24 protein-coding genes and 1 tRNA gene are annotated in these 24,418 nt (G+C 69.2%); 10 read left to right on the top strand and 15 right to left on the bottom strand.

From position 1 onward, the window contains the following. Positions 1-77: 77 nt before the first annotated feature. Both BLTE_RS01020 and glk read right to left on the bottom strand, forming a co-directional pair. Positions 78-347 carry an SWIB/MDM2 domain-containing protein gene (locus tag BLTE_RS01020; protein ID WP_126396779.1) on the bottom strand — a complete coding sequence of 90 codons (270 nt, stop codon included), beginning with the start codon at positions 345-347 and terminating at the stop codon, positions 78-80. 229 nt (positions 348-576) lie between these two features. Beyond that, positions 577-1,548: a glucokinase gene (gene glk, locus BLTE_RS01015; protein ID WP_126396777.1), complete on the bottom strand. Its 972-nt coding sequence runs from the start codon at positions 1,546-1,548 to the stop codon at positions 577-579. A gap of 279 nt (positions 1,549-1,827) precedes the next feature. Between glk and BLTE_RS01010 the strand changes: the two genes are divergently transcribed. Both BLTE_RS01010 and BLTE_RS01005 read left to right on the top strand, forming a co-directional pair. Beyond that, the gene (locus BLTE_RS01010) at positions 1,828-2,097 is read left to right on the top strand and encodes an SEL1-like repeat protein (RefSeq protein ID WP_126396775.1); all 270 of its coding nucleotides are present in this window, start codon (positions 1,828-1,830) and stop codon (positions 2,095-2,097) included. A gap of 277 nt (positions 2,098-2,374) precedes the next feature. Beyond that, a tRNA-Ser gene (locus BLTE_RS01005) sits at positions 2,375-2,468 on the top strand. A gap of 67 nt (positions 2,469-2,535) precedes the next feature. On the opposite strand, the gene BLTE_RS01000 is transcribed toward BLTE_RS01005, so the two are convergent. From BLTE_RS01000 to mutY, 10 genes are all read right to left on the bottom strand, one after another. Beyond that, positions 2,536-3,003: a PIN domain-containing protein gene (locus BLTE_RS01000; RefSeq protein WP_126396773.1), complete on the bottom strand. Its 468-nt coding sequence runs from the start codon at positions 3,001-3,003 to the stop codon at positions 2,536-2,538. Next, positions 3,000-4,106, bottom strand: a complete 1,107-nt coding sequence (locus tag BLTE_RS00995) for an ImmA/IrrE family metallo-endopeptidase (protein WP_244600067.1) — start codon at positions 4,104-4,106, stop codon at positions 3,000-3,002. Before BLTE_RS00995 ends, BLTE_RS01000 begins: the two co-directional genes overlap by 4 nt. Positions 4,107-4,489: 383 nt before the next feature. Further along, positions 4,490-5,083, bottom strand: coding sequence for a hypothetical protein (locus BLTE_RS00990; protein ID WP_126396768.1), 594 nt, complete (start codon positions 5,081-5,083; stop codon positions 4,490-4,492). A 688-nt stretch (positions 5,084-5,771) separates the two neighbouring features. Continuing rightward, positions 5,772-6,008, bottom strand: a complete 237-nt coding sequence (locus tag BLTE_RS00985; RefSeq protein WP_126396766.1) for a hypothetical protein — start codon at positions 6,006-6,008, stop codon at positions 5,772-5,774. Positions 6,009-6,206: 198 nt separating this feature from the next. Beyond that, positions 6,207-6,713, bottom strand: coding sequence for a carboxymuconolactone decarboxylase family protein (locus tag BLTE_RS00980; RefSeq protein ID WP_126396764.1), 507 nt, complete (start codon positions 6,711-6,713; stop codon positions 6,207-6,209). 171 nt (positions 6,714-6,884) lie between these two features. Continuing rightward, complete coding sequence (locus BLTE_RS00975) at positions 6,885-7,694, bottom strand: universal stress protein (RefSeq protein WP_126396762.1); 810 nt, start codon at positions 7,692-7,694, stop codon at positions 6,885-6,887. 181 nt (positions 7,695-7,875) lie between these two features. Then, a complete protein-coding gene (gene ccoS, locus BLTE_RS00970; RefSeq protein WP_126396760.1) occupies positions 7,876-8,088 on the bottom strand; it encodes a cbb3-type cytochrome oxidase assembly protein CcoS in 213 nt (70 codons plus the stop codon). 26 nt (positions 8,089-8,114) lie between these two features. After that, positions 8,115-10,394 carry a heavy metal translocating P-type ATPase gene (locus tag BLTE_RS00965; protein ID WP_126396758.1) on the bottom strand — a complete coding sequence of 760 codons (2,280 nt, stop codon included), beginning with the start codon at positions 10,392-10,394 and terminating at the stop codon, positions 8,115-8,117. Between the two features lie 10 nt (positions 10,395-10,404). Then, on the bottom strand, positions 10,405-10,977 hold the full coding sequence (locus BLTE_RS00960; protein WP_126396756.1) for a FixH family protein: 573 nt from the start codon (positions 10,975-10,977) through the stop codon (positions 10,405-10,407). A 123-nt stretch (positions 10,978-11,100) separates the two neighbouring features. Further along, positions 11,101-12,231, bottom strand: a complete 1,131-nt coding sequence (gene mutY / locus BLTE_RS00955) for an A/G-specific adenine glycosylase (RefSeq protein WP_126396754.1) — start codon at positions 12,229-12,231, stop codon at positions 11,101-11,103. An 18-nt stretch (positions 12,232-12,249) separates the two neighbouring features. Between mutY and BLTE_RS00950 the strand changes: the two genes are divergently transcribed. The 8 genes from BLTE_RS00950 to BLTE_RS00915 all read left to right on the top strand — a co-directional run bounded on the left by BLTE_RS00950 (position 12,250) and on the right by BLTE_RS00915 (position 20,077). Then, the gene (locus BLTE_RS00950; RefSeq protein WP_126396752.1) at positions 12,250-12,729 is read left to right on the top strand and encodes a DUF721 domain-containing protein; all 480 of its coding nucleotides are present in this window, start codon (positions 12,250-12,252) and stop codon (positions 12,727-12,729) included. A gap of 96 nt (positions 12,730-12,825) precedes the next feature. Beyond that, a complete protein-coding gene (locus BLTE_RS00945; protein ID WP_126396750.1) occupies positions 12,826-13,482 on the top strand; it encodes a DsbA family protein in 657 nt (218 codons plus the stop codon). A gap of 63 nt (positions 13,483-13,545) precedes the next feature. Further along, positions 13,546-17,001 carry a chromosome segregation SMC family protein gene (locus BLTE_RS00940; protein ID WP_126396748.1) on the top strand — a complete coding sequence of 1,152 codons (3,456 nt, stop codon included), beginning with the start codon at positions 13,546-13,548 and terminating at the stop codon, positions 16,999-17,001. Between the two features lie 439 nt (positions 17,002-17,440). Further along, positions 17,441-17,818: an AtpZ/AtpI family protein gene (locus BLTE_RS00935; protein ID WP_126396746.1), complete on the top strand. Its 378-nt coding sequence runs from the start codon at positions 17,441-17,443 to the stop codon at positions 17,816-17,818. 44 nt (positions 17,819-17,862) lie between these two features. Further along, positions 17,863-18,612: a F0F1 ATP synthase subunit A gene (locus tag BLTE_RS00930; RefSeq protein WP_126396744.1), complete on the top strand. Its 750-nt coding sequence runs from the start codon at positions 17,863-17,865 to the stop codon at positions 18,610-18,612. Between the two features lie 33 nt (positions 18,613-18,645). Further along, positions 18,646-18,873: a F0F1 ATP synthase subunit C gene (locus BLTE_RS00925; protein WP_055038050.1), complete on the top strand. Its 228-nt coding sequence runs from the start codon at positions 18,646-18,648 to the stop codon at positions 18,871-18,873. A gap of 176 nt (positions 18,874-19,049) precedes the next feature. Further along, on the top strand, positions 19,050-19,595 hold the full coding sequence (locus BLTE_RS00920; protein WP_126396742.1) for a F0F1 ATP synthase subunit B: 546 nt from the start codon (positions 19,050-19,052) through the stop codon (positions 19,593-19,595). Next, positions 19,592-20,077: a F0F1 ATP synthase subunit B family protein gene (locus BLTE_RS00915; RefSeq protein ID WP_126396740.1), complete on the top strand. Its 486-nt coding sequence runs from the start codon at positions 19,592-19,594 to the stop codon at positions 20,075-20,077. The genes BLTE_RS00920 and BLTE_RS00915 overlap by 4 nt, the downstream gene beginning before the upstream one ends. 110 nt (positions 20,078-20,187) lie before the next feature. Here BLTE_RS00915 and BLTE_RS00910 read toward each other — a convergent pair whose 3' ends face one another. The 3 genes from BLTE_RS00910 to gcvPA all read right to left on the bottom strand — a co-directional run bounded on the left by BLTE_RS00910 (position 20,188) and on the right by gcvPA (position 24,381). Beyond that, positions 20,188-21,156: an IS110 family RNA-guided transposase gene (locus tag BLTE_RS00910; protein ID WP_126396738.1), complete on the bottom strand. Its 969-nt coding sequence runs from the start codon at positions 21,154-21,156 to the stop codon at positions 20,188-20,190. A 313-nt stretch (positions 21,157-21,469) separates the two neighbouring features. Next, positions 21,470-23,020, bottom strand: a complete 1,551-nt coding sequence (gene gcvPB / locus BLTE_RS00905) for an aminomethyl-transferring glycine dehydrogenase subunit GcvPB (protein WP_126396736.1) — start codon at positions 23,018-23,020, stop codon at positions 21,470-21,472. After that, on the bottom strand, positions 23,020-24,381 hold the full coding sequence (gcvPA, locus tag BLTE_RS00900; protein ID WP_126396734.1) for an aminomethyl-transferring glycine dehydrogenase subunit GcvPA: 1,362 nt from the start codon (positions 24,379-24,381) through the stop codon (positions 23,020-23,022). The genes gcvPB and gcvPA overlap by 1 nt, the downstream gene beginning before the upstream one ends. Between the last annotated feature and the right edge of the window lie 37 nt (positions 24,382-24,418).

The following is a 24,418-nucleotide window of genomic DNA, read 5'->3' as shown; positions in this document are numbered from 1 at the left end:
ATCAACCGGTAACCGTCTGGAAATGCCGGCACCCTGCATCGCCCGGGGGATCACGATGTGATCCCCCGGCGGCAGCATCACTTCAGGTGGGCGGAGATGAACTTGTTCATCTCGAACATCGACACTTTATCCTTGCCGAACACCTTCTGAAGCTTGTCGTCGGCGAGGATCTCGCGCTTGTTGGCGGGATTCTGCAGGTTGTTGGACTTGATGTAGTCCCAGATCTTGCTCACGACCTCGGAGCGGGCCAGCGGACCGGCACCGACCACCGCCGCCAGCTCGGGCGAAGGCTGCATGGGCTTCTGCAGGGCGTTGGGTTTTCCGGTGGTCTTTGTCGTAGTGGCCATCGTGTCCTCCGATTGGTCCTCTTGGCTTCCCGGGCCTGACCACGGCTGGTTCGAGACGAAACCGACCCGGTCGGGGTTTTCGAATGATCCGGCGTCCGGACGATCGCATGTCGATCCCCGGAACCAGGCGCCCGCGAGCGGACCCGCCTGCGATTCCCGGCACCATAGCGGGTTCCCGGCAGATTTGAATGCCGATCGGCGGATTTTCCCAGGCGGCCGAGCCCGCGCTCTATCCTCCGGCCCGCGCGAGGGCGGAAAGCCCGACAAAGGCGGGGTCGGAATGCAGCACCACATGCACCGGGATCGCCGCCAGATAGTCGCCAAACCGGCCCTTGGCCTCGAACCGCGCCCGGAACGCCGAGCCCGCCAGATGGTCGACGATGCGTGGCGCGATGCCCCCGGCAATGAACACCCCGCCGCGTGCGCCGAACGACAGCGCGAGGTTGCCGGCCACCGTGCCGAGCATGGCGCAGAACGTATCCAGCGCCGCGCGGCACACCGGGCAGGTGCCGGCCAGCGCCGCCGCGGTGATGTCGGCGGCGCTGCGCGGCACGTGGGCCGCGCCGTCGAGCGTGGCGATGGCCGCGTGCAGATTGACCAGCCCCGGCCCCGACAGCACGCATTCCGCCGACACGTGGCCGAAGCGCTGGCGCAGGATGGCGATGATGGCGTCGTCGCGCGCCGAGGTGCCGGGCAGCGTGACGTGCCCGCCTTCGGTGGCGACTGCGACGGCGCCGCCCGCGGCCGGCACCAGGGCGGCGACGCCGAGCCCGGTGCCGGGGCCCAGCACCGCCATCGGCGCGCCGGCCACCGCCCGCCCGCCGCCGAGCGGGCGGAGGTCGGCCGCGGCGAGATCGGGCAGCGCCCAGGCCTGGGCGGCGAAATCATTGATCAGCCGCACCGCGGCGAAGCCGAAGCGCTGCGCCAGCTCGTCTGAATCGGCGACCCAATCGGTATTGGTGAAGTCGGCGCGCCCGTTCTCCACCGGCCCGGCGATCGCCAGCACGGCGCGGCCGATGCGCCGGCCGGCGCCCTCAGCGGCCAGGAACGCGGAAATCGCCGCCGGCAGGCTCGCATGCTCGGCCACCGGCAGGCGGACGATGCGGCCGAGCCGGCCGCCCTCATGCAGCGCGAACCGGGCATTGGTGCCGCCGAGATCGGCGAGCAGCGTGGCTTCGGGAACGGCCGGCGCGGTGGTCATGCCGCCCGGCCTAAGCCAGCGGGTGCCACGGCGCAACCCCGATCCCGGCCCGGCCAGCCGCGCGGCCCGCCCGCCGCATCGGAGAGGCCGTCGGGCTTAACCAAATGTATTGCTTAACGCGTCCTGAATGGCGACCACCATTTTCGAAAACAACGATTCATTAGGCGCAATGATTAAACGACGATTCAATTGTTGTCTTCATTGTTTCGATCGTCGGGCTTGGGAGGCGCGACAGGATAGTCCACCGGCAATACCGCCGGTATCCGACGGGAGAGTAGCATGGGGCGTTACGAGATCGCCGAATTGGAGACCGCCGCGATCGCCGCCGGGCAGGCATCGGGCGACATCTTCTACCGCTTGGGCCTGATGTACTCGACGGGTGGCGCGGTGGAGACGGACCGGGTGACGGCCCACAAATGGTTCAATCTGGCGGCGATGCGCGGCAATGCCGAGGCGATCCGGCTGCGCCGCGAACTGGCGGCCGAGATGACCGAGGCCGAGATCGCCACCGCGCTGCGCGCCGCCCGCGAATGGGCCAAGGGACGTTGACGACGGCCGCCAACCGGATCGCAGCGACCTTCGACGGCGCCACCTCGCAACGGCGCAAGCCACGGCGCGGCCGACCGGCGGCACCCGCGAGGCAGAGGCTCGGCACGGTGCCATCGTGCCGGAGCATTCTCAGCAACAGCGGGGCCGGTTTTGCGCAGGAGGTGGCGACACCTCAAGAGCTTGGGGCGCCCGCCTGGTGCGATCGGATCGGCGGACGCACTTCGGTATGCACAGCCGGCTTGCCAGCCTCGCCGTCGTCGGGCATAGCTGTGCGCACGGAGCTGTGGCCGAGAGGCTGAAGGCGGCGGTTTGCTAAACCGTTATAGGGTTGTAAAGCCCTATCGAGGGTTCGAATCCCTCCGGCTCCGCCATTTGCGCAGAAATTCGCAGAATTGCGAAAGGCTGCTATCAATTGAATCGTACTGCCCAGATGGCGCCTTAGAATGTCCAGCGCATAGCTCGCATGAAGTCGCCAAGCTTCATGCAGGGTATGTTGAAATGCTGGCAAATGGCGGGAATGTTGGGCTTGTTGGGGCGTGGGCTTTCCTCAGTCACCACGGTTCCGCCCAGCGCGTGAGCCCGCGCGATGATGAAGGGATCGGCAACTGGGGTGCCACGAAGACGCGCTTTCTCGCTGATAATCTGCTGGAAGTGGGGCACCGCGAAGATGCGCGGGAGGAACGAGGTCTCAGCATCGTTAGGCGTTGCGAAAATCGTCCTGTTACGGTTACACCAATCAAGCACATGGTTATTTGCGCCGTCGCTGAGTTCTCGTAGCACTTCACGTGTTGAAGTGATCTCACCAGCGGCAACGGCCGCTTCAAATCGTACCCAGAATGCGGGGAAGACGTCCGGAAGCAGAGGGCTCATCTCCGAAAACGTGTTTGTATCGAAGACGTAGATCATGCGGCGGCACCCCGCAGCACGAGTTCTTCGAACCGCTCGAAATTGCGCGGCTTCACGCCGATAAGGTCTGCCGCTTCGGCCTTGGTCAGGAGACGGCGCGAATAGCGCGACACGACTTCCCGAAGGAACTGCTCGCTAAGATAAGCCCCTTGGGTGTTGTAGTAGCTTCCGCCACCACCTGCCGTTTCGCGGCGTTGCTCCGCCCACTCGCGGTCCTTTGCGAGGTAGAAATCCATTGTCGCCGCACCGCGCTCGACGAAACGGCGCAGGATCACGCTCCGGCTCACACGATAGCGCGCGGCCAGCGCGGAAAATTGCTCATCGCTGGCCCGGTCAGGCGCGAATGCTGCAGTGGCGGCCGCAAAGTCCACCATGGGCACGAGTATTTCCCCCGCCAACGCATTGCTGAAACGCTCGATGGCCCGATCGGGCGGGGGGAGGTCATCAATGCCCCTATCATCGAACCGGCTTATGCCGCTGCGGTCGCACAGCAAATGTGCTAGCTCGTGCATCAGGCTGAAAACCTGCCGGGTCTTCGTCGTGCTATTGTTGATTAGGATGACCGGGAACTCTGGATGCCACAGGCAGAAGCCGGAGAGTTCTCTCTGCTTGAAACTCTCCTTGAAGACATGAACACCGCTACGCTCGATGGCACGGCGCCACAGTTTCAGGGCGCTGTCATCGTCAGGCTGCTGCCTAATGTCCTCGAGGCTGACGCCCAACGCGTGCCGGACGAGCGCAGCCTGCCGCGCAACATTGCCGCGCGGGTCCACCCGCACCTGTCGCCAGATAGGCTGTGCGACCGGGTTCCGATCGCCATACAGATCGATTAGGGCAAACTGAAAGGCGCGCGCCTTGCGGATCAGCAAGGTCGTCTCGCGCGCAAGATGGGCAAGGTCGGCATCAGGCAACGAGCGGAATTCGGCTCGGGCGCGCGGCTCATCCGGCGGGAACGGCATAAAGAACAGGGCCAACGGACGCTTGTAGACCTCGTAGGCCAGCGTCTCCAACTGGGGATAAGTCGGCGCATCCTCACCGCTCTCCCAAGCCTCGATAAGTTCGACCGCTTTCTTAAGCCGTTCGGCGACGTCGGCCGTCGACATGTTCGCACTCTCGCGCGCCCATCTCAAAACAGCTGGCGTTACGCCAATGACTGGTGCGGATCGAGGCATATCAGGCTCTCGGCGTAGCGGCGTAGACCAGAGGTTCTTCTTGCCTTATGCGGCGGCTCGACGGAAGCGGCGAATCGAGGTGCGAGTCGATTGAGCGCATCGGATTCTTGAGGCTCTGCGGCGGTCTCGGATGGTCTAGTCGCAACATTCTCGACCTTCCACAATTTACGAGCATTTACGAACAAGCCAGTCTAGAAGACTCGCACCCCGTTTCCCTAACTCCGCCCTTTCCTGAAAATCCCGCCCGCATACCAATCCGCGCCGAGCATGCCTACGGGACTTTTCGTCGCCAGCGGCCGGCGGGATGGTCCCCCTCAACGGCGGGCGATCTGGATATTGCGGCTTGCCTTGCGCGACGGGGACTTTCCGCCATGGGCGAACCGCAGCCCGTGCTCCCGCCCGCCATAGCTGATGTGGACGTGCTGCGCGCGGCCGTAATCGGTGGTGTAGCCGCCGGGCCAGCCCTGCAGGTGCCGGTAGATGCAGGCCGGATTGCCCCGCATGTCGATCGCCTGGCCGCTGGCGTGCAGCGACATCGTCCGGGTGCCGGCGACGCGGGTGTGGCGGACGCCGCTGATGACGCGCGCGCCGCAGGCCGCGACGATCTCGGCGGCCTTGTCGGCCAGCGGCTTCACCACGCCGGCGGTCAGCGCCAGCCCCGAGGGATCGCGCGCCGCAAGGGTGCGCGCGCGCCCGGCGCGCGCGGCCCCGGTGCGTTTGATCCCGGCGCGCTTGGTCCGGGCTGCATGCGAGCTCTTCGACGCCGTCTGCCCCGTCTTCGCGCACGTCTTTCCGGCGCTGTGACCCCGAACCTGCTCGGTGCGCGCCTCCTTGCTGTAGGCCATTGAGGAAAAGGGCAAAACAATCGATACCGCTGCGGCGATCACAGCGCCCCTCAGGATCGTCATACAGGAACTCCTCGTGCCATTATCCTTGGTCTGACCGGTCACTCGCCTGATGGAAGCGTCATGACCGGCCACAGAAGCGGCACGGAACGTATCATTCAATATTGAGTTGGCTAAAATATCTGTGGATTAGGCTTAACCCGTCTGGTTTATGGTGCGATATTCTGAAGATGACGCAGGGCGCCTACGGTTAATAACTATAGTTAAACGATATGGTAACGATTTCGACTTTGTTCGACATCCGGAGCATGCCCGGCCGCTCCCGTTGACAGCCGGGCGGCGCGGTCAGGCCCGCCCCTCCCGGGCGACGATCGGACCAGCCGCCAGGGTCCGCCGCCCCCCCATGGCCCCGCACAGGCGCCCGCCCGTCCCCGCCGGGCCGGCGCTTTCGTCGGGGGCTCCGCGAAGCGGCGGAACGAACCGCAAACCCCGACCCAGACCTGTCGACCATCATCCCGGTCCAAAGTGTCGACCATCTTCCCGGTTGAACAATCGAGGGGGCGCGGCGCAGCTCGAAACCGGAAATTGGCGAAAAGCCGTCTCGGCTTTCGACCGGAAACCCGACACACAGACGAGGAAACGCCTCGCCGCCGGAAGTCGTTGGGGGTGGCCCGGCCCGGACACTTTCTGTCTGGAGCCGGAGCCCCTGGAGACGCGGGCGCAGCCCCCGGCCGGAGCGCCGGCCGGCCGCTCAGCGCAACGTCGGCAAGCCGTCGCCGGGGCGGCGGGAAATCCACCACGCCGCCAGCAGCACCAGCGCGATGAACACCGGCCACAGATGAACCGCCAGCGCATAGATCAGCCACGCGATGAGCATGTAGACGGCAAGCACGGCCAGCACGGCGACCAATGCAGCGGCGAACGGGAGACGTCCCTTGACGGCGGCCTCGATCTTCACCACCCCCTCGGTCTGCGCCTCTTCCTGCATCCTGCCCTCCTGCGTGAGCCCAAATCCATCACGCGCCGGCCATCTCGCCGCCCGCGCCGGCAAATGCTTGCGAATCCCCGCCTTTCCACGCTCATCGTACTCCTCCGGACCGGAGTTGAAACACTTCGTTGCCGCGCGGAGGTAAAATTTCGCAACACTGCCCGCGCGGAATCGGCGCGCCATCGCCTTCGGCCGGCCTCACCGCGTGCTCATGCCGGTGGTCGAGCCGGTACGCTCGCCGGCCGCCTTCAAGGCCGCGTCGGTGTCGCGCTTGAAGGCGGCGAGGTCGATGTCCATGCCGTTCAGCACCGTGCTCCAGTGGCGGGTGATCCCGGCCATCGCCACCGCCTCCTTGATCTCCTCGTCGGTGGCACCAGAGGCCTTGGCGGCCTGGGTGTGGAAGTAGATGCAGTAGTGGCACGGCACTTGGGCCGAGACGGCAAGGCCGATCAGCTCCTTGGTCTTGCCGTCGAGCTTCGTCTTCGGGTTCAGCTGAAGCGACTTCATCTCCATCCAGGCCCCGGCGATGGCTGCTTCCGGCACCTTCCTGAAGAAGTCCGGCACGAAGCCGAAAGTCTGCTCGATGTCCTGGTAGGCAGCTTGAGCCGAAGCATTCTGCGCGGCGGCTGGCGCAACCAGTTGAGTTGACGCATTCGCCGAGACGGCGAGACCGATCAGGGCGATGACTTGATGTGCTCTACGCATGGAAGTTCTCCTGAACGCGTGCACGATGGCGTTCAACGTTCAGGAGAGCCGCTTTTGAACCTTGCCTTCGGCGCAGGCAGCATCAAAACCTATTGATCGCCGCAAGCGCCGGCCCGGGCCGCCGGCCTCATACGGTTTCCGGTATCCCGAAGGGATCAACCGGAAACCGTATCAATGCGAGAACAGCGTCGGCAGCGTCATGTGGCGCAGGATGTAGCGGGTGCCGGAGCCGCGGCCGAGGAAGGAGAAGCCGCTGCTGTCGAACGCGCCGATCGCCAGCAGGTCCGCCGAATGGTCGGCGGCCTGATTCAAGAGCGTATCCATCAGCTTGATCTCGTCGACGACCACGCCCTGGAAGCGCGCGGCGACCTTATGGGCGGCGAGCTGGGCTATCACCATCTCGGCGAATTCGTCGAGCGGCTCGCTGGGGCGGCGTGCCTCCACCACCAGCCCCGCCGCGCCTTCGGCGATCAGCGGCAGCGCGTCGTGCAGCGCGCGGGCGGCGCCGCGCGAGCGGTTCCAGGCGAACAGCGGCCGGCGTCCGAGATCGGAATAGCTGCCGGCATAGGGGATCACCAGCACCGGCCGGCCGCTTTCCAGGATCACCTGCTCGGGCAGATCGACCGGCACTCGCACGCCCTCCTCGGTCTGGCCGAGGATCACGAGGTCGAAGGTGCGGGCGATATCGGTGGTGCGGGCCAGGATCTCCTGCTCGCCGCCGCGATTGACCTCATCGAAGGCGGCGCGCTCGCCGAGCTTGGCGGTCGCGACCGCGAAGGCGGTGCGGGCGGCGGCCACCGCCGCCACATGCTCGGCGCTCGGCCAGGTGGCGACGACGCCGACGCGGTAGGCCTCCGAGACCTCCGCGAACAGCCCGGTAAGGCGGGCGCCGAACCGCTCGGCGAGGCGGACCGCCAAGGCCAGCCGCACGCCGGTGCGCGGGGTCGAATCGAGATGAACCAGGATGTTCGCAAGCGCCATAGTCGTCAGTCCTCCCTGAAGTCTTTGCCGGCGTGCGTGCTGCCGGATGTCGTTGGACCAACATCATCGAAAATTCGTGCGCCGCGTCAAACCATCCTTGGTCGGGGGTGCCAGCCGGCGAGGCCGCCCGGCGGCATCCCGGCGGACCAAATCCGTGCTTTCAGGGAGGGAGAGCGTTGTTTCACGTCGCCGGCTTGCCGGGCGGGGCAGCCTTCGCGGCGGGCTCGCTTTGGTCCGGGCGGCGCGGCGGCGCGTCGTCATCGTCCATGATCGCCCGCCACGCCGCGCCGTCGAGATCGTCGAACTGGCCGGTCTTCATCGACCACACGAACGCGCCGAGCCCCAGCAGGCCGAGCAGAAGCGCCATCGGCACGAGATAGACCAGAACCTCCATCGCGCGCCTCTCCTCCCACGGACACTCTAACTTTCGGCCACCTGCTCCCGCGCCGGCTGCCGGTTCACCGGCGGCGCATCCGCCGGCTGGTCGTCGGCAGGACGCGGCCCGTCCGCGCCCACGCCCGCCCGCAGCGCATTGACGGTGACCAGCAGCGAGGAGCCGGACATCGCCAGCGCCGCGATCAGCGGCGTCACCATCCCGGCGACCGCCACCGGAACGGCGATCGCATTATAGACGACGGCGAGCATCAGGTTCTGGCGCATGAGCTGCCGCGCATTGCCGCAGATCGCCAGTGTCGCCGCGACCGGCGCAAGGCGATCGCCGAGAAACACCGCATCGGCCGCCGCCTGCGCCAGATGCACCGCCGTGACCGGCGACAGCGACACGTCGGCGGCGGCGAGCGCGGGCGCGTCGTTCAGCCCGTCGCCGACCATCATCACCGTGCGGCCGGCGGCCTTGAGTTCGGCGATGCGGGCGATCTTCTCGGCCGGCGTCAGTCCGGCGCGCCAGTTCGCAAATCCCAGCGCCTCGGCCACCTGCGCCGCCGGGGCCTCGCGGTCCCCGGTCAGCATCTCGATCGCGTAGCCGCGCGCGGCAATCTCGGCCACCACCGCGGCGGCGTCCGGCCGCAGCATCTGGCGCAGCGCGAACACGCAGCGCGCCTCGCCGCGCGCGAACGCGATCAGCGAGGCGTCGGGCTCGGCCTCGGCCAGCGCCGCGGCCTCCGCCTCGGCGCCGCAGAAGGACGGCCGGCCGAGCCGGATCTCGACGCCATCCAGCGTGGCGGCAACGCCCTGGCCGGGCTCCTCGCGCGCCCCCGCCAGCGGCTGGCGGGCGCCGGCGGCCCGCGCCAGCGCCGCCGCCATCGGGTGGCGGCTGCCCAGCGCCAGCCGGCCGGCGAGTTCCAGCACGTCGGGCGGGATGGCGTCACGATTGGCCACCGCCGGCTCCGGCGCGGTCAGCGTGCCGGTCTTGTCGAACACCACGGTATCGACCGCGGCGAAGCGCTCGATGGCGTCGCCGGCATTGAGCAGCACCTGCCGGCGAAACAGAGCGCCCGAGGCCACCACCTGCACCGTCGGCACCGCCAGCGCCAGCGCGCACGGGCAGGTGATGATCAGCACGGTGATCGCCACCACCAGCGCCGTCTGCCAAGTGGCGCCAACCAGCATCCAGCCGGCGAAGGTGAGCAGCGCGGTGAGATGCACCATCGGCGCGTAGAGCCTCGCCGCGCGGTCGGCGAGGCGGACATAGTGCGAGCGCGCCTGCACCGCATGGTCGAGCAGCCGCATCACCTCGTCGAGCAGCGTGCCTGAAGCCGCCGCCGCGACGCGCACCCGCAGCGTGCCGCTGATATTGACCGTGCCGGCATAGACCGGCGTGCCGGGCTCGACCTCGGCATGCGCGCTCTCGCCGGTCACCAGCGCCGCATCGACCTCGGAGCGGCCCTCCTCCACCACGCCGTCGACGGCGATGCGCTCGCCCGGCCGCACCAGCACGAGGTCGCCCGGCCTGATCGCCGCCACCGGCACTTCGGAAATCTCGGCGGGGGTGATGAACTTGACGGCAGTCTCGGCCTTCAGCGCCGCGAGATTGCCGGCGACCGCCCGGGTGCGGCGGCGCATGTTGATGTCGAGGAAGCGGCCGGTGAGCAGGAAGAACAGCAGCATCACCGCCGAGTCGAAATAGGCGTGCTCGGCGTGGTTCATGGTCTCGACCACGCTCATGCCGACCGCGAGCAGCACGCCGAGCGTGATCGGCACGTCCATGTTGAGCGAGCCGTGCAGCAGCGCCCGCATCGCCGAGCGGAAGAACGGCTGGCCGGCATAGGCGACGGCGGGAATGGCGATCAGCGCCGACAGCCAATGAAAGAAGTCGCGCGTCTCCGGCGTGATGTCGCTCACATTGCCCGACCACACCGACACCGACAGCAGCATGATGTTCATCGCCGCGAAGCCAGCGACCGCGAGGCAGGTGAGCAGCCAGCGCGCCTCGCGCGCCTCCTCGGCCTCGGCCTGGGCGGGGTCGAACGGATGGGCGCGGTAGCCGAGTTCGCTGAGCCGGTCGATCAGCCGCGCCGGATCGACCTCGCCGTCCTTCCATTCCACCACGACGCGGCGGTTGGTGAGGTTGACGCGGGCGCGGGTGACCGCCGGCAGCGTCGAAAGCCCGCCCTCGATCTCGATCATGCAGGCGGCGCAGGTGATGCCCTCGACGGCGAGGTCCATGCGGGCGACGCCGCCATCGAGGCGGGTGACGAAAACCGAAAGATCCCGCGCCGACAGGTCCCGCCCCGTGGTCATCGCGGCGCCCTCACGGCACGACGAGGCGGTTGCGCGAGCGGAACACCGGCCCGTCGCGCCCCTCGATGGCGATCACCACGTCCCACTGGCCGGCCTCCAGCGCCGCCACCCGGCCGGTGAACAGCCCGCCGCCCGCCTCGTTCAGCTCCAGCACCACGTCGCCGCGCCGGTCGGCCGGCCGCTGCAGCTCCACCCGCGCGTGATGGCCGCCGACCGGCTGGCCGTCGCCGTCGCGCGCGGTGAGGCGCAATTCGGCGCCGCCCTCGGCGGTACGGGCGACATCGACGCTCACCGCCCAGTGGCGGGCGGCCTGGGCGCGGGCGGCCTCGATCTCGTGGTTGAAGTCCTGGCCGGCGCGATAGGCGCTGTCGACCACCGTGCCGCTGAAGCTGGAGATCGCCAGCCACGCCATCGCCGCATTGACGCAGATGACCACGGCGAAGAAGCCGAGAATCCAGACCAGCACCGCGCGGCCGGTCAGCGGCCGGCCGGTGCCGGGCTCGGATTCGCGAAGGGACGGTTTGACGAGAGACGGCTTGGCAGAGGCGGATTGGGCGGAGGCGGATTTGGGGGGAAACGACATCGATCGCAGTCTCCGGCAGGGGCTCGGCCGACGCCGGCACCCCAGGCACACTTAGGGCTCTCCCCGGGCTTGGCTACTGGTGCATAACTGGCCACGCCTGCCGAAGAGCCCGACCGTCTCATCCTACCAGCTTCGCCCGTCCCGGTCAGAGTCCCGCACTGCTGACGCCAGCCGGGCGATCTTCATCATCACCGTCGGCAGGCCGGCGCCGTCGATGTCCTCAACCGGCTGCCACCAGCCGCCGTCCGGCACCGGCGTCGAGGCCGGCACGTCGGCGGCGAACACCAGAAGCTCCAATTCGAAATGGGTGAAGCCGTGGCGCACCGTGCCGGCGAGCCTGCGCCAGTCTGCCGCGAGCGGCGCCGCAGCGAGCGCCCCGGCCGCATCGAACTCTGCCTGCCACGCCGTCCCCGGCACCTCGGCCATGCCGCCGAGCAGCCCCTTCTGCGGCCGGCGGCGCAGCAGCACCTCGGCGCCGCCGCGCACCAACCAGAACGCCGCGCCGCGCTTGAGCGGCCGCGCCGCCTTGGCGACCTTGCGCGGAAACGTCTCCTGGGTGCCGGCGGCCCGCGCCGCGCAGGCCTCACCCCACGGGCAGAGCACGCAGGCCGGCGCGCGCGGCGTGCAGATTGTGGCACCGAGATCCATCAGCGCCTGGGCGAAATCCCCGGCCCGCGCCAGAGGCACCAGACGTTCGGCCAGCGCCCGGATTTCCGGTTTCGCGGCTGGCAATGGTGTCTCCAGCGCGACGAGGCGGGCGATCACCCGCTCGACATTGCCGTCCACCGCCGCCGCCGGCTGGTCGAAGGCGATCGCCGCCACCGCCGCGGCGGTGTAGGGGCCGATGCCGGGGAGCGCCCGCAGGCCCGCCTCGGTGTCCGGGAAGCGGCCGCCGTGCCGCTCCACCACCGCGCGGGCACAGGCGTGCAGGTTGCGGGCGCGCGCGTAATAGCCGAGGCCGGCCCAGCGCCGCAGCACCTCCTCCAGAGGCACCGCCGCCAGCGCCTCGACGGTGGGGAAGGCATCGAGGAACGCCGCGAAATAGGGACCGACCGCCTTCACCGTGGTCTGCTGCAGCATGATCTCCGACAGCCACACCTTGTAGGGGTCGGCCGCGACGCCCGGCTCGGCCCGCCACGGCAGGCGCCGGCGATGGCGGTCGTACCACACGAGCAGGTGTTCGGCCGCGGGCGCGGCGCGCTTCCCGGCGGGAGTCGCCGCTGATAGGTTCGCTGTTGAATCCACGCGATTCATATTAGGCGCCGCCACCCGATGTCCAAACGCCCGCGCGTCCGGCCGCTCGCCGACCTGATCGCCGGCTCGCTCGGCGAGGCGGCCCGCGCCCACGGATTTGCCGCCGTCGAGCTTCTGACCCACTGGCCGGAGATCGTCGGCGAGGATCTCGCGGCGGCGAGCGAGCCGGTGCGGCTGGTGTGGCCGCCCAAGGACGACCCCAACAATCGCGGCGCCACGCTGGTGGTGCGGGTCGAAGGCACCCATGCGCTCGACCTGCAGTTCGCCGCCCCGCAGGTGGTCGAGCGCATCAACCGCACCTTCGGCTGGGCCTGCGTCGGCCGGCTGGCGCTGCGGCAGGGGCCGGTGACGCCGAAGGCCGGGCCGCCTCCGCCGCCGCCCGAGCCCGACCCCGACCTGGTGGCGCAGGAGCGCGCGCAGCTCGACGCGATCGCCGATGACGGGCTGAAGGAGAGTCTGGCGCGGCTCGGCGCCTTCGTGCACGGCCGCAAGCGGTGAGAGCACGCTGACGAAGGCGTGAACACCGGCCGCCGCAACCTTGCCACCGTCGGCCGATCACGCTACCCGACACGCCGGATCGGACGGAGAGACAGGATGACCCCGACGCGCAGAACCGTGCTGGCCGCCGGCCTTGCCGCCTTGGCCCCGCTGGCCCTGGCCCCGCTCGCGGGTGCCCCGTTCGCAGGCCCGGCCGGCGCCGAAAGTTTCGCTGCCGCCGACCTGCTGGTGCCCGGCCCGCTGCCCGAGAAGGTGCTGGGCAGCGCCAGCGCGCCGGTGACGATGATCGAATACTCGTCGCTCACCTGCTCGCACTGCGCGCATTTCCATGCCGACGTCTACCCCCGGCTCAAGTCGGACTATATCGACACCGGCAAGCTGCGGCTGATCCTGCGGGAATTTCCGCTCGATCCGGTGTCCGCCGCCGGCTACATGCTGGCGCGCTGCGCCGGTGACGACAAATATTTCCCACTGGTCGAAGCGCTCTTCGCCACCCAGAAGGGCTGGGCCTTCACCAAGACCCCGTATAATTCGCTGCTGCAGTTTGCCAAGCAGGCCGGTTTCTCACAGGAAACTTTCGAAGCCTGCTTGAAGAATCAGCAGGTGTTGTCAGGAATAGAGGCTGTCCGCACACGCGGCTCGGAGAAATTCGGCGTCAATTCGACTCCGACCTTCTTCATCAATGGCGAAAAGCACGTCGGGGCCATGTCCTTCGAGGATCTCGCCAAGATACTCGACCCGCTCGTCCGCTGACGTTCGGCTGACTCGACGGCCGGCGCGGCCTGGGCGGCGGTGGCCCGTGGCCGGAGGCTGTGCATGAAATTCACGCGGTTGCGGCTGATCGGCTTCAAGACTTTCGTCGAGCCGACCGACGTGCCGATCGAGCCGGGGCTGACCGGGGTGGTCGGCCCCAATGGCTGCGGCAAGTCCAATCTGGTCGAGGCGCTGCGCTGGGTGATGGGCGAATCGTCCCACAAGGCGATGCGCGCCAACGACATGGAAGCCGTCATCTTCTCCGGCACCAACAACCGGCCGGCGCGCAACGCCGCCGAGGTGGTGCTGTCGGTCGACAATTCCTCGCGCACCGCGCCCGCCGCCTTCAACGAGCACGAGACCATCGAGGTGTCGCGCCGCATCGAGCGCGACGCCGGCTCGGCCTACCGCATCAATGGCCGCGAGGCCCGCGCCCGCGACGTGACGCTGCTGTTCGCCGACGCCTCCTCCGGCTCACGCTCGCCGGCGCTGGTGCGCCAGGGCCAGATCGCCGAGATCATCAACGCCAAGCCGTCGGCGCGCCGCCGCATCCTGGAGGAAGCGGCCGGCGTCGCCGGCCTGCACGCCCGCCGCCACGAGGCCGAGATCCGCCTCAAGGCCGCCGAGACCAACCTCACCCGGCTCGACGACGTGATCGGCCAGATCGGAGGCCAGATCGATGCGCTGAAGCGCCAGGCCCGCCAGTCGGTGCGCTACCGCGCGCTGTCGGCCGAGATCCGCAAGGCGGAAGCCGGCCTTCTGCACCTGCGCTGGAGCGAGGCGAACAAGCTGCTCGCCGCTGCCGAGACGGCGCTGCGCGAGGGCGAGCGGGACGTCGCCGAGAAGACCCGGCTGCAGGCCGAGGCCGCCCGCGATCAGGCGGTCGCGGCCCACGCCCTGCCGCCGCTGCGCGACACCGAGGCCAAGGCCGGCGCGGCGCTGGCCCGCCTGTCGGCGGCGCGCGACGCGCTGGAGCGCGAGGAGCAGCGCGCCGCCCAGCGCCGCGACGAGCTCGACCGCCAGCTTGCCCAGCTCGCCCACGATATTGCCCGCGAGAAGACGCTGGCCACCGATGCGCAGTCCGTGCTGGCGCGGCTCGACGCCGAGGAGGCGGAGGTTGCGGCCGAACGCGCCCGCCAGGAGGAGGCCGCCCTGTCCGCCGGCCCGCGCCTTGCCGCCGCCGAGAGCGCGCTGGCCGAGAGCGAGAAGCGCTTCGCCGAGGCGACCGCGGCCGCCGCCGACCTCGCCGCCCAGCGCGCCCAGGCCCAGCGTGCGGTGCGCGAGCATCGCGAACGGCTGAGCCGCCTCGATAGCCAGATGGCCGGCGTCGAGGCCGACCTCGCCCGGCTGGCGGATGCCGGCGTCGACGACGACCTGGAAGCGCGGCGCGAAGCCATGATGGAGGCCCAGGAGTCGCTCGCCTATGCCGAGGAGCGCGCCATCGACGCGGAGGCCGCGCACGAAGCGGCCCGCGAGGCGATCGAGGCCGCCAGGAAGCCGCAGCGCGACGCCGAGACCAGGGCCCAGCGCCTCGATGCCGAGGTGCGCACGCTGACCAAGCTGCTCGCCCCCACCACCGGCGATCTGTGGCCGCCGGTGCTGGAGCAGCTGGTGGTCGCCAAGGGCTACGAGACCGCGCTCGGCGCGGCGCTTGGCGACGACCTCGAAGTTCCCGCCGAGCCCAGCGCGCCGGTGCATTGGGGCGGCGCCGCGCTCGACCCCGCCGACCCGGCGCTACCCGAAGGCGTCGAGCCGCTGAGCCGTTTCGTGCAGGGGCCCGAGGCGCTGGCCCGGCGCCTCGCCCAGATCGGCGTGGTCGCCCGCGCCGACGGCCCGGCGCTGCGCGACAGGCTCAAGCCCGGCCAGCGGCTGGTGTCACCGGAAGGCGATCTGTGGCGCTGGGACGGCTTCGTCGCCGCCGCCCACGCCCCGACCGCCGCCGCCCGGCGGCTGGCCGAGAAGAACCGGCTCGGCGACCTCACCGAGACGCTGGACGAGGCGCGGCGCGAGGCCGCCCGGCTGAAGAGCGTGCTCGACGAGGCCGAGACCCGGCTGCGCGCCGCCGCCAGCGCCGAGACCGCGGCGCGCGAGGGCGTGCGCACCGCCCGCCGCCAGCTCGACGCGGCCCGCGAGGCGCTGGCCACAGCCGAGCGGCGCACCGCCGAGCGCGCCCAGCGCCTGTCCGCCCTCGCCGAGGCCAAGGCGCGCCTTGGCGACAGCCGCGAGGAGGCCGCCGCCAGCCTCGCCGAGGCGGAAGCGGCCGAAGCCGGTCTCGCCGCCGCCCCCGAGCTCGACCGCGCGCTCGACGAGGCCAAGACCCGGCTCGCTCTGGACCGCGCCCAGCTCGCCGAGATCCGCGCCGAGGTGCAGACCATCGAGCGCGAACGCGACGCCGCCGCCCGCCGCCTCAAGGCGATCGCCGAGGAGCGGCGGCAGTGGATCGATCGCTCGGCCGGCGCCGGCGCCCGCATCGCCGACATCGAGGCGCGGCGCGACGAGACCGCCGCCGAGCGCGCCGAGTTCGACGACCTGCCCTCGCGATTCGCCGAGCAGCGCCGGGCGCTGATGAGCGAGATCGCCACCGCCGAGGCCACCCGGCGCGAGGCCGCCGACCGGCTGGCCGAGGCCGAGGCCGCGCTGGCCGACGCCGACAGGCGCGCCCGCACCGCGCTGACCGAGATGAGCGCCGCGCGCGAGGACGCGGTGCGCACCCAGGAGCGCCTCTCCCAGGGCCGCGAGCGGCTGGAGACGGCGATCCGCGAGATCGCCGAGACGCTCGACTGCGCGCCCGAGGACGCGGTGAAGCACGCCGACTTCAAGCCCGGCAAGCCGCTGCCCGATCCCGCCGAGCTCGAGGCCGAGCTTGAGCGCGCCCGGCGCGACCGCGAGCGGCTGGGCGCGGTCAATCTGCGCGCCGACGAGGAACTGACCGAGGTCCAGACCCAGCACGACGGCCTGACGAGCGAGCGCGACGACCTGATCGAGGCGATTCGCCGCCTGCGCACCGGCATCGCCAATCTCAACCGCGAGGCGCGCGAGCGGCTGGCCGCCTCGTTCACCACCGTCGACGGCCATTTCCGCACCCTGTTCGAGAAGCTGTTCGGCGGCGGCGTGGCGGAACTGCAGCTCACCGATTCGGACGATCCGCTGGAGGCGGGCCTGGAGATTCTCGCCAAGCCGCCGGGCAAGAAGCCGCAATCGCTGTCGCTGCTCTCGGGCGGCGAGCAGGCGCTGACCGCCATGGCGCTGATCTTCGCGGTGTTCCTCACCAATCCGGCGCCGATCTGCGTGCTGGACGAGGTCGATGCCCCGCTCGACGACCACAATGTCGACCGCTTCTGCAACCTCTTGGAGGAGATGGCCTGCTCGACCGACACGCGATTCCTGGTGATCACCCACAACCCGATCACCATGGCGCGGATGAACCGGCTCTACGGCGTCACCATGGCCGAGCGCGGCGTCTCCCAGCTCGTCGCGGTCGATCTGGAAGAGGCCCAGAGCTACCGGAACGTGGCGTGATGCGGTTTGCGGCCTGCAAGGCCGGAAACCGCATGCCGTTCGCCGAAGAATCCTCATCTGATCAAGAATTCTTCGGCGAGACCGTTTCCGGTATCCCGAAGGGATCGACCGGAAACCGCATGAGAGGACCTTCTTACCGCCATCTTGGCCCGGTCGGCCGAGTCGTCCACAGCCTTGTCGCGCGGCGCGGAAAAACCTGCCGCGCAATACCGGCAGAATCCTGTTCCGCGCTTGTTCCGACTTTCGTTTCAAACACTTCTTCTGTTGGCTCGTTTCTTGACACGGTTCCGGGCCGTCACTATGGTCCGCGCCGACTTTCAGGGGTGGAGCCCGCCATTTTCGGCGCGGCAGAAGTCGTGTGGTCCGGGCGCGGGAGTTGGCGGCCGGAGCGTCTCTCAAACCCATCCGCGAAACGTCGAGTCGGGAGCGGTGCCAGGCTATGACCAATGGCGGCACGAGCGACGGACGCGACGGCGCCGGGAAACGGCCGAGCGAGGCCGAGCTCGCGGCGCGCCTGGAACGGCTGGGCCGGAAGATCGACTTGCTGCAGGGCAAGGAGAAATCCGGGCAGGCGACCGGGGAACCAAGTCCGCAATCGGCCGGGTCCGGGTACGCCCGGGCGGCCCGCCTGTCGAGCGAGTTCGTCGGCGGCGTGCTGGTCGGCGGCGGTCTCGGGTGGCTGCTTGATCGTGTCCTCGGCATCACGCCGTGGGGGATGATCGTTTTCTTAATGCTCGGCTTCGCGGCCGGCGTGCTCAACGTGATGCGCGCGGCGGCGAAGGAGAGCGGATCGGGTCCGGGCGCGCCGGACCGGTAGTGTGGACCGGGCGCTGAGCCCGCAATGAGGAGCCGGGGCGGGCGATGGCCGATCCGATCCACCAGTTCGAGATCAAAACTCTCGTTCCCCTCGCCAATATCGGCCCCGCCGATATGAGCATCACCAACTCGGCGGCGTTCATGATCGCCACCACGGTGATCATCGTCGGCTTCCTGCTGCTGTCGACGACGTCGCGCGCAGTGGTGCCGGGCCGGCTGCAATCGGTGGCCGAGCTGAGCTACGAATTCGTCGCGAACACCATACAATCGACCGCGGGCCGGGAGGGCATGCGCTTCTTCCCGCTGGTGTTCTCGCTGTTCACCTTCATCCTCGTCGCCAACCTCATCGGCATGATTCCCGGTGCCTTCACGGTGACGAGCCACATCATCATCACCGCGGCGCTGGCGCTCCTGGTGTTCGCCACCGTGCTGGTCTACGGCTTCTGGAAGAACGGCTTCAAGTTCTTCAAGCTGTTCGTGCCGAGCGGCGTGCCGATCTACATCCTGCCGCTGATCGTGCTGATCGAGGTGATGTCGTTCCTGTCGCGCCCGGTCTCCCACAGCGTCCGTCTGTTCGCCAACATGCTGGCCGGCCACATCACCTTGAAGGTGTTCGCCGGCTTCATCGTCATGCTCAGCGGCTTCGGCGTGGCCGGCTGGCTCGGCGCCGCGCTGCCGCTGGCGCTGGTGGTGGCGCTGACCGCGCTGGAATTCCTGGTGGCGTTCCTCCAGGCCTACGTCTTCACCATCCTCACCTGCATCTATCTCAACGATGCGATCCACCCGGGCCACTGAGGCGCCGGTTCAACCTCAAGAAGGAGCTGCGTTATGGACCCGATCGCCGCGAAGTACATCGGCGCTGGTATCGCTTGCATCGGCATGGGTGGCGCCGGCGTCGGCGTCGGCACCATCTTCGGTCAGTATCTCGCTGCCGCGCTGCGCAATCCGTCGGCCGCGCAGGGCCAGTTCGGCAACCTGATTTTCGGCTTCGCCGTGACCGAAGCGCTCGGCATCTTCTCGCTGCTGATCGCGCTGCTGCTGCTGTTCGCCCTCTGATACGGAGTCCGGCCGGTCCGGCCGGAGAACCGTAGTCCGGTTGCCGGAAATCCCATCTCCGTCGCGGATTTTCGGCGAGGCCGTTTCCGGCACCCCGCAGGGGGCGGCCGGAAACCCTTTGGAGAACCAGCACGTCGCGACGCTTTCGCGTGACGCCGTGATCGGGGAGTCGGCCGATGGCTGAAACCACTGCGCATACCGAGGTGCCGGGCGGGCACAAGGGCGTGTTTCCTCCGTTCAACAAGGAGACATTCCCCTCCCAGCTCACCTGGCTCGGGATCACCTTCATCCTGCTCTATGTGATGATGGCCAAGGTGGCGCTGCCGCGCATCGGCTCGATCCTCGAGGAGCGGCGCGGCCACATCGACGGCGCCATCGCCGAGGCCGAGCAGTTCAAGCGCGACAGCGAGGCCGCCGTCGCCGCCTACGAGAAGGCGCTGGCCGAAGCCCGCGGCAAGGCGCACGCCATTGCCGGGGCGACTCGCGACAAGCTCAACGCCGAGGCCGACGAGCGCCGCAAGGCCATCGAGGCCCAGCTCGCCGAGAAGCTCGCCGCCGCCGAGACCACGATCGCCGACACCAAGGCCAAGGCGATGGCCAATGTCGAGGCGATCGCCGGTGAGGCGGCATCAGCCATCGTCGAGAAGCTGATCGGCAAGACGCCGTCGTCCGACGCCGTCCGCACTGCGGTGGCCGACGCGACGCGGGGAGGACGGGCATGATCGAGTCGCCTGAATTCTGGGTCGGCGTCGCCTTCTTCATCTTCCTGGGCATCCTTGGCTACTTCAAGGTGCACACGCTGATGGTCGCCTCGCTCGATTCGCGCGCAGCGCGGATCAGCACCGAGATCGCCGAGGCGAGCCGCCTGCGCGAGGAGGCCGCCAAGGTGCTGGCCGACTACAAGCGGCGCGAGGAAGAGGCCCACGCCGAGGCTGACGCCATCATCGCCTTCGCCCGCCAGGAGGCCGAGCGCATCGCGGCCGAAGGCAAGGCCAAGGTCGAGGAGTTCGTCGCCCGCCGTACCAAGCTCGCCGAATCCAAGATCGCCCAGGCCGAGGCCCAGGCCATGGAGGAGGTGCGCGCCGCCGCCGCCGAGGCTGCCGCCAAGGCCGCCGAGCACCTGCTGGTGCGCGAGGTGAAGGGCAAGGTCGCCGAGGATCTGCTCGGCAGCGGCCTCGACGCCGTCAAGGCCCGGCTGAACTGAGCCGGCTTACGAATTGCGATTGAGAAAGGCCGCGCGAGCGGCCTTTTTTGTTGGGCGCTTGCAACAACACCTTGGGCCTCGTCATCCCGGGCGAGCGCAGCGAGCAACTGTCATGCGGTTTTGGGGTCTCGCCAGGGTTTGTTGTCTCGAATCATTGCGTTGAGGATGGTCAGGAGCTTTCTGGCGATGGCGATGAGGGCGACCTTGGCGGGTTTTCCGCGGGCTTTGAGGTCGGCGTAGAGCTGTTTGGCCCACGGGTTCCAGTGGATGGCGGCGAAGGCGGCGAGATAGCAGGCGCGCTTGAGCGCGCGGCGTCCGGCCTCGATATGGGCCGGCCGCCGCGCTTTGCCGCTGTCGTTGCGATAGGGTGCGCAGCCGCCGATGGCACCGGCTTGGCGGGGGGTGAACCGGCCGAGTTCGGGAGCTTCTGCGAGCAGGACGCGGGCCGTCTTGTTGGCGATCCCCGGCACCGAGGTGATGATCTTGGCCTTGGCGTCCATCGCCGGGTCGGCGGCGATCAACGCCTCGATGGCCTGTTCGGCCGCGGCGACGGTCTCGCGCAGGGCGGCGATTTCGGCATCGAGCCGGGCGGTGATGGCCGCCAGGGTGGGGTGGGCCTTGCGGTTCTCCAGGCGGCGGATGTCGGCCTCGGCGCGGGTGATTTCGCGCACCCAGGCGGTCAGGTCGCTCTGCGCTTGCGAGGGCTCCGGGAACGGCCGGCAGGGGTGATGCAGCATGAAGGCGCGGATGATGCGGGCGTCGAGCGGATCGCTCTTGGCGCGCTGGCCGCAGGCCTTGGCGAACTGGCGGCAGCGCCAGCTGTCGACCTGCAGCACGGTGAGGCCGGCCTCGCGCAGCACCGCGACCGCCAGGCGTTCATAGCCGCCGGTCGGCTCCAGGCCGGCGGTGGTGAGCCCGGCCTTCACCAGGCGCCTGGCCAAGCGCTGGAGAGCCGCGGGGGTGTTATCGACGCGCTCGACCTTGGTGTCGTCGAAGGCGATGTCGAGCCAGTCCTTGGAGACATCGATGCCCACAAGGTGGGTGGCAAACGGCGTCGGGTGTGGCAGCATGACAAGCATCCCAGGCTTGGAAGCGGGGTCAAAAGCCCCGTGCAACTGTTCGGGTTGGCTTGGGACGGACGGCCGCTTCTGCTCGCGACGGCCTCGAAGGCTCACCCGGGATACGGCGTGCCGCCCGCACCGGCTCGGGGTGGCCACCCCGAGCCGGTGCACCCATCAAAGCACAGTTCGCCGTTCCAACCCGGGATCGTCCGCAGAACATGACGCCCCCTTCCGTCCGCAGAAAATAGGCCCCCTTCCGGAAGACGGTCCCGGGTCGCGCGGCTTTCAGCCGCTTGCCCGGGACGACGTGCCTGCAATGGTGGACCCTGCCCTACTCCACCACGGGCCTCGTCCAGCGCAGCACCGGCGTGCGGGCGGCGCGGGTCTCGTCGAGACGGCGGCGCGGCGCGAAGTGCGGCGCGCCGGCAAACCGCGCCGTATCGCCACGCCGCACGCTCATCGCGATGTCGCGCAGCGTGGCGATGAACAGATCGAGCGACGCCTTCGATTCGCTCTCGGTCGGCTCGATCAGCATGGCGCCGTGCACCACGAGCGGGAAATACACCGTCATCGGGTGGAAGCCCTCGTCGATCAGCACCTTGGCGATGTCGAGCGTGGTGACGCCGGTATCCTCCAGCCAGGAATCGTCGAACAGCACCTCGTGCATCGCCGGCCGGTCGGGGAAGGGCAGCGACATCACGTCGGCCAGCGACGCCTTGATGTAGTTGGCGCTCAGCACCGCATCCTCCGACGCCTGCTTCAGGCCATCGGCGCCGTGCGACAGGATGTAGGCGAGCGCGCGCACGAACATGCCCATCTGGCCGTGGAACGCCGACATGCGGCCGAACGGCGAAACGCCCTCGCCCGATTCGTGCTCGACCAGCGTGAGCCGCCCGCCGTCGCGGCGCAGGAACGGCACCGGCGCGAACGGCGCCAGCGTTTCGGACAGCACCACCGGCCCCGCCCCCGGCCCGCCGCCGCCGTGCGGCGTCGAGAACGTCTTGTGCAGGTTGATGTGCATGGCGTCGACGCCGAGATCGCCCGGCCGCACCTTGCCGACGATGGCGTTGAAATTGGCGCCGTCGGCATAGACCAGCCCGCCGGCCTGATGGATCAGCTCGGCGATCTGCACCACGTCGCGCTCGAACAGCCCGCAGGTGTTGGGGTTGGTGAGCATGATCGCCGCGACGTCCGGCGTGAGCTGGTCGACGACCTCGGCGGGATCGACGGTGCCGTCGTCGCGCGCCGCCAGCGGCGACACCTGGAAGCCGAGCAGCGCGGCGGTGGCCGGGTTGGTGCCGTGCGCCGAATTGGGCACCAGCACCACCTTGCGCTGGCCCTCGCCGCGCGCCTCAAGCGCCGCCTTGATCGCCATCATGCCGCACAACTCGCCGTGCGCGCCGGCCTTCGGCGTCAGCGCCACCGCCTGCATGCCGGTGAGTTCGAGCAGCGCCTGCGCCAGCCGCTCCATCAGCTCGAGCGCGCCGGGCACGGTCGAGAGCGGCTGCAGCGGATGGATGTCGGCGAAGCCGGCAAGCCGCGCCATCTTCTCGCCCAGGCGCGGATTGTGCTTCATCGTGCACGAGCCGAGCGGGAACATGCCCGAATCGATGCCGAAATTCTTCTGCGACAGCCGCACATAATGGCGCATCGCCTCGGGCTCGGAGAGGCCGGGCAGGCCGATCGGGGCGGATCGCGCAAGCGCGCCCAGCCGGTGGGCCACCTTCGGCGCCTCCGGCAGATCGACGCCCGTCACCTCCGGCCGGCCGCTTTCGAAGATCAGCGGCTCCTCGATGATGAGGGCGCGATTGCCGGTGAAGGTCTCCGGGATGGCTTCGGTGGGTTCGCCGATATCGGTGGGGCGGCCCTGGCGGTTCAGCATCACGCGCCCTCCCCGCCGGCCAGCAAGTCCGTCAGCGCCGCGACGAACGCCGCGCGATCCTCGGCGGTCGCGGTCTCCGTCGCCGCGACGATCAGGAGATCGGCGAGCTCGGGATGGCCGGGATCGAGCCGCGAATACGGCACGCCGCCCAGCACGCCGCGCGCGGCCAGCGCCTCCACCACGCCGGCGGCGGGCTTGGGCAGCTTCACGGTGAACTCGTTGAAGAAGGTGTGGTTGAGCACGCTGACACCGGGAATGGCGGCGAGCCGGTCGGCCAATTCCACCGCGCCCGCGTGGTTCAATTCGGCGAGGCGCCGCAGGCCGGTCTCGCCCAGCAGCGTCAAATGGATGGTGAAGGCCAGCGCGCACAGGCCGGAATTGGTGCAGATGTTGGAGGTCGCCTTCTCGCGGCGGATGTGCTGCTCGCGCGCCGACAGCGTCAGCACGAAGCCGCGCCGGCCATCGGCATCCACCGTCTCGCCGGCGAGGCGGCCGGGCATCTGGCGCACGAACTTCTGGCGGGTGGCGAACAGCCCGACATAGGGGCCGCCGAAATTGAGGCCGTTGCCCAACGACTGGCCCTCGGCCACCACGATGTCCGCGCCCATGGCGCCGGGCGGGGAAACAAGGCCGAACGAGACCGCCTCCGTCACCACCGCGATCACCAGCACGCCATTGGCGTGGGCGGCCGCGGCGATGGTGTGGAGGTCGTGCAGGTGGCCGAACACGTCGGGCGTCTGCACCACCACGCAGGCGGTCTCATCGTCGATCAGCGCGGCGAGCCGTTCGGCGTCGCTCGGCGCGGGCGGCGCCACCACCAGCTCGTCGCCGGCCATGCGCGAGAGCGTGGCGATGGTGTCGCGATAGTGCGGGTGGAGGTTGCCGGCCAGCACCGCCTTCCGGCGGCGGGTGATGCGGTGGGCCATCAGCACCGCCTCGGCGGCGGCGGTCGAGCCGTCATACATCGAGGCGTTGGCCACCTCCATGCCGGTGAGAAGCGCCACCTGGGTCTGAAACTCGAACAGATAGTGCAGCGTGCCCTGGGCGATCTCGGGCTGATAGGGCGTGTAGCTGGTGAGGAATTCCGAGCGCTGAATCAGGTGGTCGACGCTGGCCGGCACGTGGTGGCGATAGGCGCCCGCGCCGCAGAAGAACGGCACCGCGCCGGCGGCGACGTTCCGCGCCGCGAGGCGCCCCATCAGCCGTTCGACCTCGATCTCGGATTTGGCGGGCGGCAGATCGGGCAGGTCGCCGAGCAGCTTGCCGGGGGGCACGTCGGCGAACAGTTCATCGACGCCCTCTATGCCGGCCCGCGCCATCATCTCGGCGCGGTCCTCGGGCGTCAGCGGCAGATAGCGCATTATCCTGTCTTTCGGTGGCTCCGGCTCGCGACACCGA

Origin of the sequence: Blastochloris tepida, assembly GCF_003966715.1 — a bacterium.
Taxonomy (GTDB): domain Bacteria; phylum Pseudomonadota; class Alphaproteobacteria; order Rhizobiales; family Xanthobacteraceae; genus Blastochloris; species Blastochloris tepida.
This window is presented reverse-complemented; position numbering and strand designations above follow the sequence as displayed.

Excerpts from the sequence above, each read along its gene's own strand:
- BLTE_RS00910 (WP_126396738.1), bottom strand. The coding sequence starts at position 21,156 with ATGCTTGTCATGCTGCCACACCCGACGCCGTTTGCCACCCACCTTGTG.
- BLTE_RS01020 (WP_126396779.1), bottom strand. The coding sequence starts at position 347 with ATGGCCACTACGACAAAGACCACCGGAAAACCCAACGCCCTGCAGAAG.
- BLTE_RS00960 (WP_126396756.1), bottom strand. The coding sequence starts at position 10,977 with ATGTCGTTTCCCCCCAAATCCGCCTCCGCCCAATCCGCCTCTGCCAAG.
- BLTE_RS00915 (WP_126396740.1), top strand. The coding sequence starts at position 19,592 with ATGATCGAGTCGCCTGAATTCTGGGTCGGCGTCGCCTTCTTCATCTTC.
- BLTE_RS00925 (WP_055038050.1), top strand. The coding sequence starts at position 18,646 with ATGGACCCGATCGCCGCGAAGTACATCGGCGCTGGTATCGCTTGCATC.
- glk (WP_126396777.1), bottom strand. The coding sequence starts at position 1,548 with ATGACCACCGCGCCGGCCGTTCCCGAAGCCACGCTGCTCGCCGATCTC.
- BLTE_RS00950 (WP_126396752.1), top strand. The coding sequence starts at position 12,250 with ATGTCCAAACGCCCGCGCGTCCGGCCGCTCGCCGACCTGATCGCCGGC.
- BLTE_RS00980 (WP_126396764.1), bottom strand. The coding sequence starts at position 6,713 with ATGCGTAGAGCACATCAAGTCATCGCCCTGATCGGTCTCGCCGTCTCG.
- BLTE_RS00945 (WP_126396750.1), top strand. The coding sequence starts at position 12,826 with ATGACCCCGACGCGCAGAACCGTGCTGGCCGCCGGCCTTGCCGCCTTG.
- gcvPB (WP_126396736.1), bottom strand. The coding sequence starts at position 23,020 with ATGCTGAACCGCCAGGGCCGCCCCACCGATATCGGCGAACCCACCGAA.
- BLTE_RS00965 (WP_126396758.1), bottom strand. The coding sequence starts at position 10,394 with ATGACCACGGGGCGGGACCTGTCGGCGCGGGATCTTTCGGTTTTCGTC.
- ccoS (WP_126396760.1), bottom strand. The coding sequence starts at position 8,088 with ATGGAGGTTCTGGTCTATCTCGTGCCGATGGCGCTTCTGCTCGGCCTG.
- BLTE_RS00930 (WP_126396744.1), top strand. The coding sequence starts at position 17,863 with ATGGCCGATCCGATCCACCAGTTCGAGATCAAAACTCTCGTTCCCCTC.
- gcvPA (WP_126396734.1), bottom strand. The coding sequence starts at position 24,381 with ATGCGCTATCTGCCGCTGACGCCCGAGGACCGCGCCGAGATGATGGCG.
- BLTE_RS00995 (WP_244600067.1), bottom strand. The coding sequence starts at position 4,106 with ATGTCGACGGCCGACGTCGCCGAACGGCTTAAGAAAGCGGTCGAACTT.
- BLTE_RS00920 (WP_126396742.1), top strand. The coding sequence starts at position 19,050 with ATGGCTGAAACCACTGCGCATACCGAGGTGCCGGGCGGGCACAAGGGC.
- BLTE_RS00975 (WP_126396762.1), bottom strand. The coding sequence starts at position 7,694 with ATGGCGCTTGCGAACATCCTGGTTCATCTCGATTCGACCCCGCGCACC.
- mutY (WP_126396754.1), bottom strand. The coding sequence starts at position 12,231 with ATGAATCGCGTGGATTCAACAGCGAACCTATCAGCGGCGACTCCCGCC.
- BLTE_RS00985 (WP_126396766.1), bottom strand. The coding sequence starts at position 6,008 with ATGCAGGAAGAGGCGCAGACCGAGGGGGTGGTGAAGATCGAGGCCGCC.
- BLTE_RS01010 (WP_126396775.1), top strand. The coding sequence starts at position 1,828 with ATGGGGCGTTACGAGATCGCCGAATTGGAGACCGCCGCGATCGCCGCC.
- BLTE_RS00935 (WP_126396746.1), top strand. The coding sequence starts at position 17,441 with ATGACCAATGGCGGCACGAGCGACGGACGCGACGGCGCCGGGAAACGG.
- BLTE_RS00940 (WP_126396748.1), top strand. The coding sequence starts at position 13,546 with ATGAAATTCACGCGGTTGCGGCTGATCGGCTTCAAGACTTTCGTCGAG.
- BLTE_RS01000 (WP_126396773.1), bottom strand. The coding sequence starts at position 3,003 with ATGATCTACGTCTTCGATACAAACACGTTTTCGGAGATGAGCCCTCTG.
- BLTE_RS00990 (WP_126396768.1), bottom strand. The coding sequence starts at position 5,083 with ATGACGATCCTGAGGGGCGCTGTGATCGCCGCAGCGGTATCGATTGTT.